Origin of the sequence: Nocardioides sp. CPCC 206348 (assembly GCF_048654705.1) — a bacterium.
Taxonomy (GTDB): Bacteria; Actinomycetota; Actinomycetes; order Propionibacteriales; family Nocardioidaceae; genus Nocardioides.
In genome coordinates this window covers 9,079-11,222 of record NZ_JBMCZA010000226.1, presented here as the reverse complement: position 1 = coordinate 11,222, position 2,144 = coordinate 9,079, and the positions used below count along the sequence as shown (strand labels likewise).

Annotated in this window: 3 protein-coding genes; 2 read left to right on the top strand and 1 reads right to left on the bottom strand. The window is 69.3% G+C overall.

Features of this window, described 5'->3' with window-relative positions; translation table 11 throughout:
- Nucleotides 1-76 precede the first annotated feature (76 nt).
- Nucleotides 77-478 carry a hypothetical protein gene (locus tag ACOADB_RS25590; RefSeq protein ID WP_378605569.1) on the top strand — a complete coding sequence of 134 codons (402 nt, stop codon included), beginning with the start codon at nucleotides 77-79 and terminating at the stop codon, nucleotides 476-478.
- Nucleotides 475-1,545, top strand: coding sequence for a dipeptidase (locus tag ACOADB_RS25585; RefSeq protein ID WP_378605566.1), 1,071 nt, complete (start codon nucleotides 475-477; stop codon nucleotides 1,543-1,545). Before ACOADB_RS25590 ends, ACOADB_RS25585 begins: the two co-directional genes overlap by 4 nt.
- Before the next feature lie 4 nt (nucleotides 1,546-1,549).
- Here ACOADB_RS25585 and ACOADB_RS25580 read toward each other — a convergent pair.
- Nucleotides 1,550-2,144: hypothetical protein (locus ACOADB_RS25580; RefSeq protein WP_378605563.1), on the bottom strand; the 595-nt coding region annotated here is incomplete at its 5' end.

Sequence of the window (2,144 nt, the reverse complement as noted above, 5' to 3'; positions counted from 1 at the left end):
CCTCCTCGACCAACGGGCGACGGTTGCTGCGCAACCTCGTCGACCAACGCACTCCCCCATCCGTCATGCTGGAGCCATGCGATTCACCGAGCACGAGCTGACCGCAGCCCTGACCGGGGCAGCCAAGACCGTGGTCGCGTCGAACCGGAAGATCCGCAAGGGCGGCAAGGACATCGACACCGTGTGGAACGAGATGGACCGTCACCAGCGGTTCAAGGTGCTCGACGCCCTCGGCACCCAGATCCTGCCGGTACTGGTCGCACTCCCGGACGTCGAGGTCGAGCCGGGAACGCGGCCGTCGTACACGAACAGCCAAGTGGCGGAGACGATCACCGGGCTCGTCGGTGACGAACTGGGCAAGTTGCGCCGAGCAGCGGTGATCAAGGCCCGGACGCTGCTCGTGCAGACCGCGCTCGCGAACGTCCCACCGCGGTTGGACCCCGATGCGCTGATCAGCGCATCCGACGGTCCGTCATGACATCGACCCGACCGGCCTACACCCACCCCGTTGCACAGCAGGCGCACGCGCTGTCGCAGGTCATCGACGGGCACAACGACCTGGCCTGGTCCTCGCGGACAGTTGCCGGCTACACCGTCGAGGGACTCGACGGGCCCGAGCACCCGTTCAGGACCGACATCAACCTGCTGCGGGCCGGCGGGGTCGGCGCACAGTTCTGGTCCGTTTACTCCCGAGGCGGGCTGGCGCCGTCCGAAGCGGTCCAGTACACCCTCGAACAGATCGACTTCGTCCACCGCCTGGTCCGCCGTTACCCCGACACCTTCGTCCTTGCGCGCACCGGGACCGAGATCCGAACCGCGTGGGAACGCGGACAGATCGCCTCGCTACTGGGTGCCGAAGGCGGGAACAGCATCGGCGGGTCCCTCGCGGTGCTGCGCGTCCTGGCGGCTCTGGGCGTCAAGTACCTGACGCTCACCCACAACCACAACACCACGTGGGCCGACTCGGCCACGGACGTCCGGGCCCACGGAGGCCTCACCGGCTTCGGCCGCGAAGTGGTGGCCGAGATGAACCGGCTCGGCGTCCTGGCCGATCTCTCGCACGGCTCGTTCGAAACCATGCGACAGACCTTCGATGTCAGTTCCGCGCCCGTCATCTTCAGCCACTCATCGTGCCACCAGGTCTGTCCGCACCCCCGGAACGTCCCCGACGACGTCCTCGGCCGGCTCTCGACCAACGGGGGCGTCCTGATGGTGGCGTTCGTCCCTGAGTTCGTCAGTGCGGACTACTGGGACTGGCACGACGGTGGCAAGCATGGGACCCGTCCGCCGGTGACGGTCGACCAGGTCGCCGACCACATCGAGCATGCCCGGGAGGTTGCCGGGATCGACCACGTCGGCCTCGGGTCCGACTACGACGGTGGCGGGGACTTCCCCGACGGCATGGGAGATGTCGGCGGGTTCGCTGTCCTCATCGACCGCCTGGCGGAGCGTCGTTGGAACGCGCCCGAGCTCGCGAAGCTCATGGGTGGCAACATCCTCCGTGTCCTCGACGACACCGCCGAAGCAACCGTGACCAACGCGTAGCCCGCTACCCGCCCGGCGGGCTCTGTCCGTACGGGTCGACGGGCGCGCCATCGCCGGTCGTCGGCAGGTCGCCGCGGGTGACAGGTGACGGCGGAGGTGCAGGAGAGGGGGCCTTCCCGTCCTGGCGACGAGCCTCGACCGCTGCCTCGGTCAGGGACGCCCGGTCGACCGCAGCCGACGGAGCGCCGACCGTGAGGTGGTACCCGTCGTGGCGGACGACGTACTCGTGCCAACCGCCGCCTGCGCGGTACCAACCGCCCGCGTCGGGCTCGCACACCTCGACGGCGGCCGGCTCGCTACCGCTCGCACCGCTCAGGGGGTCGGCCGCGCAACGTGCCTCGTCATAGGAACCGCCCCTGACGTCGAGGTGGACCTGGGTGGTGAACGGTTCCTCTGCGGGCACGTAGACCGCGGCGTAGTCGGAGTCGCCGCGCACCCCGACGGACTGCTCGGCCAGCTGGAAGCCCGACAGCTCGATGGTGTGCACCAGGTCGGGGTCGACGCCCTGGCTCAGCACTCGCTGGTACGTGTCGTCGGGCAGCGGTTCGGGGCCGTTGTCGGCGCCACCTGGTTCGGTACCGCAGCCGGCGAGCAGGAGA